The sequence below is a fragment of the Pseudomonas sp. RW3S2 genome (assembly GCF_014268955.1).
GTDB lineage: Bacteria > Pseudomonadota > Gammaproteobacteria > Pseudomonadales > Pseudomonadaceae > Aquipseudomonas > Aquipseudomonas wayambapalatensis.
Genome location: NZ_JABWRM010000027.1, coordinates 47,222 through 53,485 on the forward strand (window position 1 = coordinate 47,222; position 6,264 = coordinate 53,485).

Sequence of the window (6,264 nt, forward strand, 5' to 3'; positions counted from 1 at the left end):
GCACAGTGGTTGCACATTAAGCACCACGCCAGCGCCGCGCTCAAGGCGCCGCCCAATAACAATGACACCAACGGAGCCTTCATGAGCCTCGATTCCCGCCTGCCCGCCTTCCGTAACCTATCCCCCGCCGCACGTCTGGACCACATTGGCCAGTTGCTCGGTCTGAACCCCGACGACGTCAACCTGCTGGCCAACGCCGGTGCCCTGCCGATAGACATCGCCAACGGCATGATCGAAAATGTCATCGGCACCTTCGAGCTGCCCTATGCCGTGGCCAGCAATTTCCAAGTCAACGGCTGTGATGTGCTGGTGCCGCTGGTGGTCGAAGAGCCCTCGATTGTCGCTGCAGCCTCGTACATGGCCAAGCTGGCCCGCGCCAATGGCGGCTTCGTTACCTCCAGCAGCGCCCCGCTGATGCGTGCCCAGGTACAGATTGTCGGCGTCCACGACCCGCTCAATGCGCGCCTGAGCCTGCTACGCCGCAAGGGCGAAATCATCGAGCTGGCCAACCGCAAGGACCAGTTGCTCAACAGCCTGGGCGGCGGCTGCCGCGACCTCGAAGTGCACACCTTCGCCGAATCGCCACGCGGCCCGATGCTGGTCGCGCACCTCATCGTCGATGTGTGCGACGCCATGGGCGCCAACACCGTCAACACCATGGCCGAAGCCGTGGCGCCGTTGATGGAGGCTATTACCGGTGGCCAGGTACGCCTGCGTATTCTGTCCAACCTGGCCGACCTGCGCCTGGCCCGGGCCCAGGTGCGAATCACCCCGCAGCAGCTGAAGACCGACGATTTCAGTGGCGAGGCGGTAATCGAAGGCATCCTCGACGCCTACGCCCTCGCGGCCATCGACCCGTATCGCGCGGCCACCCACAACAAGGGCATCATGAACGGCATCGACCCGCTGATCGTCGCTACGGGCAACGACTGGCGTGCTGTGGAAGCCGGCGCCCACGCGTTTGCCTGCCGCAGCGGCCGCTACGGTTCGCTGACCACTTGGGAAAAGGACAGCAACGGCCACCTGGTCGGCACCCTGGAAATGCCGATGCCGGTCGGTCTGGTCGGTGGTGCGACCAAGACTCACCCATTGGCACAACTGTCGCTGCGCATCCTGCAAGTCAGCACCGCCCAGCAGCTGGCGGAGATTGCCGTGGCCGTAGGCTTGGCGCAGAACCTTGGGGCCATGCGCGCCCTGGCCACAGAAGGTATCCAGCGCGGGCACATGGCCCTGCACGCGCGCAATATCGCGGTGTTGGCGGGTGCCCGCGGTGATGAAGTGGATTGGGTTGTCCGGCAACTGGTAGAAAATCACGATGTCCGTGCCGACCGTGCCGTTGCGCTGCTGAAACAAAAGCGCGGCCAATGACCATGGCTCCGGCGCAAGCGGTAAAAGTGTTTGAAGTCGGCCCGCGCGACGGCCTGCAGAACGAGCGCCAGCGGTTGTCGGTGGCCACGCGCGTGGCGCTGATCGACGCGCTGGCGGCCAGCGGCCTGCAGCATATCGAGGCCGGTGCCTTCGTGTCGCCGCGCTGGGTGCCACAAATGGCCGGCAGCGACGAGGTGTTGCGCCAGTTGCCCGCCGACGACGAGGTCAACTACACAGCCCTGGTCCCCAACCTGCAAGGCTTCCAGGCCGCGCAGCGGGCCGGCTGCCGCGAGGTGGCGGTGTTCGCGGCCGCCTCCGAGGCGTTTTCGCGCAATAACATCAATTGCTCCATCGATGAAAGCTTCGAGCGCTTCGCCCCGGTATTGCAAGCCGCCAAACAAGCCTCTGTCCGCGTGCGCGGTTATGTATCCTGCGTGCTCGGTTGCCCATTCAGTGGCGCGGTGGCGCCAGAGGTCGTGGCGGCGGTCGCACGCCGCTTGTATGAACTGGGCTGCTACGAAATCAGTCTGGGTGACACCATCGGCGCCGGCAGACCGGACGCGACCGCGCAACTGATCGAACACTGCGCCCGGCAAGTGCCGGTGACCGCGCTGGCCGGCCACTTTCACGATACCTGGGGCATGGCCATCGCCAATGTCCACGCCGCACTAGCGCAAGGTGTACGCACCTTCGACAGCTCGGTTGCCGGCCTTGGCGGCTGCCCCTACTCGCCCGGTGCTAGCGGCAACGTGGCCACCGAAGAGCTGCTGTACCTATTGCACGGACTGGGCTACAGCACAGGTGTCGACCTGCAGGCGGTGGCCCGGGTTGGCGTGCGTATCAGTGCCGAACTGGGCATCGCCAACCGCTCCCGCGCCGGCCTTGCAATGGCGGCAAGGAGCGCCGGCGAACAACACCTGTAGTACTTGTAGCACCCGAATAATAACAACGTGCCCGCAAAGGCAGGAGAATGCCAATGACCCTTGAATGCCGCCTGCACCCCCGCGCACCGGAGGTGAACCAGGCTTACGACAACCTCTATGAAGTGTGGGGCGACACCGTGGACAGCCGCCACCTGATCGCCGCCATCGCCATCGGCGCCGCCTGCAGCCTGGGCACGTTCTTTCTCGCCGAGCACCTGCTGACCGGCTGGGTCCAGTCCAGCCAGATGGCCCGTGCCTACGCCATGCTGCTGGGCATTCTCGGCTCGCTGTTGGGTGGCGGGGTCAGTGCCTGCCTGTTCAAACCCAAGCGCCATGTGGTCGAACACGTCGCCGACCCGGCCTGGCGCCAGCAGGTGATTGAAGAACTGCGAGATGAATACGGCGGTATCGGCCAGCTCAGCGATCTGCCGCAAGAAGTGCGCAACGAGCTGCGCGAACTGGGCCTGGAGCGCTTGTTCGCCGAAGCCGAACCTGCCAGCCCAGCCGTGGCCTGCTCAAGCACTGCAACCCTGAAGCGAGGGACCGCCTGATGGACGCCTTGTTCGACCAGGTACTGATCGCCGTACTGATGGGGGTAATCGGCGCTGTGGTGTTCTCGGCCATCGGCCTGATTTCCGGCAGCGACGAAACCACCACGCTGGCACCGCTGACCTTGCTGGTGGTGCTGCTGGGTGTGCCCGCTGCCGGGGTGTTCACCTTCTTCCTTGCCGGCGCGGTGGCCAAGCACATGACCCATGCGGTGCCCACAGCGTTGCTCGGCATCCCCGGCGACACCATGGCCACGCCACTGATGCGCGAGGCCAACTTCCTGCGCAACCTTGGCGTGCCGCATATTGCCCTGCGCAAGATGATCTCCGGCGCGGTCATCGCCGCCCTGGTGGCCCTACCGCTGGCGGTTCTGTTCGCCGTACTGCTGGCGCCGTTCGGCGATGCGATCAAGCAGGCCGCGCCTTGGGTATTCCTCGCAGCCGCCACCATCATTGCCTACTTCTCGGCCGGCCGCTGGGCCTCGGTGCTGGCGCTGCTGCCGTTCGTGCTGGTGATCATTGCTTTGCAGACCCTGACCACCCAACACGGCGTCAAGCTCAGTGTCAGCTACTTCCTGGGCATCGCTATCGGCCCGCTGATCGCCGCCCTGTTCGCCATGCTCGCCCCGGCAGAGCGGGCTCGGATAAAGCGCAGTGTGCCGCGCACCTTTGCCCTGTCGCCAGACGTCAAGAGCTGGGGCGGCTGGTTCCCCAACCCGCTGAAGGTGCTGGACCGCCGCCAGGCCGGCTGGACCCTGGCCACCGCTACCGTGTCGAGCGCCACCTTCGTATTCAGCCCGGTGGCAATGACGGTGATCCTCGGTGAAGTAGTCGGTTCGCGCATCAAGCACGCCTATCATCGCCTTACCTCGGTGATCAGCGTGCGCAACGGGGTCACCGAGTCCACCTACATTGCCGAGGCATTGATCCCGCTGATCGCCTTCGGCCTGCCGCTCAGCCCCGTGGCTGCCGGCCCGGCCGCGCCGCTGTTCAACGCCCCGCCACGCTTTACCGTGGATGCCGCCAGCGGCCAGGTGAACAATCTGCACAACCTGCTCAGCGCCGGCGAGTTCCTTGCTTTCGGCATGCTCGCAGTGGTGATCGCCATTCTGATCGCTTACCCATTCTCGATGAATTTCGCCCACCGCGCCGCCTCGTTTGTTTCGCGGCGCATCAGCCACGAGGCGGTGATCGCCACCTTCGTCGGCCTGATTTTGGTGATCGGCCTGTGGGAAGGCGGCTTGCTGGGACTGCTGGTGATACTCACGGTCGGTCTGCTGGGTGGCTTCCTGTACCGCTTTATCGGCTTCAACATCGGCGTGCAGTTCATGGGCTACTACACGGCCGTGCTCAGCGTGCCGGCCATCGTCGCCCTGTTCGTCTGACCTGACCTTCTCCTGCTCCACCACGCAGCCACAGGGGCTGCGTGGTTTCATTCGCCTGCAATAAAGGAACAACAACAATGAATATCCTTTGCCCCCCTTGCCGCATGATGGCGGCTGGCGCCTGCCTGTTGCTCAGTGCCGGCAGCGCCCTGGCCGAAGGCTTCAGCGAAGATGCCAACGTCGGCCTGACCCTGCGCAACTTCTACATCAACCGTAATTTCGTCGACCCGGCCTACACCCAAGGCATGGCCGAAGAATGGACGCAAAGCTTCATCCTCGACGCCCGCTCCGGCTTTACCCAGGGCGTGGTCGGCTTTGGCGTGGATGTGCTGGGGCTGTATTCGGTAAAGCTCGACGGCGGTCGCGGCACTGCCGGTACCCAGTTGCTGCCGGTGCACGATGACGGCCGCCCGGCGGATGACTTCGGCCGCCTCGGCGTTGCACTGAAGGCACGCGTTTCGGCCACCGAGCTGAAGATTGGCGAGTGGTCGCCGATGCTGCCGGTGCTGCGCTCAGACGACGGCCGCTCGCTGCCCCAGACCTTCCAGGGCGCCCAGCTCACCTCGCGTGAAATCGACAACCTCACGCTTTACGGCGCACGCTTTCGCGGCAATAGCCCGCGCAACGACGCCAGCATGGACGACCTGTTCATGTCCGGCCGACCCAGCGCCACATCGGACCGCCTGGATATCCTGGGCGCCGAGTACCTGTTCAACGATAAGGCCACCCAGCTCGCAGCCTGGCATACGGACCTGCAAGACATCTACCGCCAGCAGTACTACAATCTGATCCACAGCCAGGCCATCGGCAACTGGACGCTGGGTGCCAACCTCGGCTATTTCGTCGGCGAGGACAGCGGCCGCTCACTGTCAGGCAAGATGGACAACCGCACCACCTCGCTGCTGCTCTCGGCGCGTACCGGTGGCCATACCCTGTACCTCGGCCTGCAGCGAGTGAGCGGCGATACCGGCTGGATGCGGGTCAACGGCACGGCCGGCACCAGCCTGGCCAACGACAGCTATAACTCCAGCTACGACAACGCCCACGAACGCTCCTGGCAGGTGCGCTACGACCACAACTTCGTAGTCGATGGCCTACCGGGGCTACAGTTCATGACCCGCTACATCAGCGGCGACAATGTGCACATTGGCAACGTGCGCGATGGCAAGGAATGGGGCCGCGAAAGCGAACTGGCCTATACCCTCCAGAGCGGCAACTTGCGAGACCTGACCGTCAGGTGGCGCAGTTCCACCTTGCGCCGGAACTTCAGCAGCAATGAGTTCGATGAACACCGGGTGATTGTGAGTTATCCGCTGTCTATCCTTTGAACTAAGTCCTCTCCTCCATGCAACCACGCAGCGACCAAGGCCACTGGTTCGCTGCGTATCCGCACGTCAGTTTGTAGTGCTCTGAATCGCCCCTGGCTTCCTAGACACCTCCGAGCCTCATAATGAGGCCCAAATAGGAGGTGCCATGAGTCGTCAGCGTTACCCCGAAGAATTCAAGATCGAAGCGGTCAAGCAAGTGACCGAAAAAGGCAAACCTGTCGCCGAGGTCGCCCAGCGCCTGGGCATGTCCGTGCACAGCCTTTACGCCTGGATCAAGGTCTACAGCAAGCCCCGAGAACAGCGTCAGCAAGACGATGATCAGCACGCTGAACTGCGTAAGCTGCGCGCTGAACTCAAGCGGGTGACAGAAGAACGAGACATCTTAAAGAAGGCCGCCGCGTACTTTGCCAAGGAGTGCGGCTGAAGTACGCCTTCATCAAGACGCACTCGACAGATTACCCGGTGCGGCGCCTTTGCCAAACCCTCAAGGTGCATCCCAGCGGCTACTACGCTTGGTTGGCTGAGCCTCAATCTGCCCGAGCAAAAGAAGATCGCCGTCTGCTTAGCTTGATCAAACATGCTTGGCTCGAAAGCGGAGGTGTGTACGGCTACCGCAAAATTCACGATGACCTGCGTGTAGTGGTCTACTAACCCCGGACACCCATTTAGGCGAGAATGCTCGCCACAGAGAGGTGTCCGATGACCAAGCAAC

5 protein-coding genes and 1 pseudogene are annotated in these 6,264 nt (G+C 63.5%); all 6 read left to right on the plus strand.

The features are described from left to right. Window positions 1-81: 81 nt before the first annotated feature. Window positions 82-1,368 (plus strand): hydroxymethylglutaryl-CoA reductase, degradative, encoded by a 1,287-nt coding sequence (locus HU748_RS25215; RefSeq protein ID WP_186669808.1) that lies wholly within the window; start codon window positions 82-84, stop codon window positions 1,366-1,368. Then, entirely contained in the window at window positions 1,365-2,291 is a 927-nt protein-coding gene (locus tag HU748_RS25220) for a hydroxymethylglutaryl-CoA lyase (RefSeq protein ID WP_186669810.1), read from the plus strand. The genes HU748_RS25215 and HU748_RS25220 overlap by 4 nt, the downstream gene beginning before the upstream one ends. 53 nt (window positions 2,292-2,344) lie before the next feature. Next, entirely contained in the window at window positions 2,345-2,842 is a 498-nt protein-coding gene (locus tag HU748_RS25225) for a hypothetical protein (protein ID WP_186669812.1), read from the plus strand. Then, window positions 2,842-4,224: a tripartite tricarboxylate transporter permease gene (locus HU748_RS25230; RefSeq protein WP_186669814.1), complete on the plus strand. Its 1,383-nt coding sequence runs from the start codon at window positions 2,842-2,844 to the stop codon at window positions 4,222-4,224. The genes HU748_RS25225 and HU748_RS25230 overlap by 1 nt, the downstream gene beginning before the upstream one ends. A 104-nt stretch (window positions 4,225-4,328) precedes the next feature. Next, on the plus strand, window positions 4,329-5,552 hold the full coding sequence (locus tag HU748_RS25235) for an OprD family porin (RefSeq protein WP_186669850.1): 1,224 nt from the start codon (window positions 4,329-4,331) through the stop codon (window positions 5,550-5,552). Window positions 5,553-5,697: 145 nt separating this feature from the next. After that, window positions 5,698-6,188: pseudogene (locus tag HU748_RS25240) on the plus strand (transposase); the annotation flags it as partial. Window positions 6,189-6,264 lie beyond the last annotated feature (76 nt).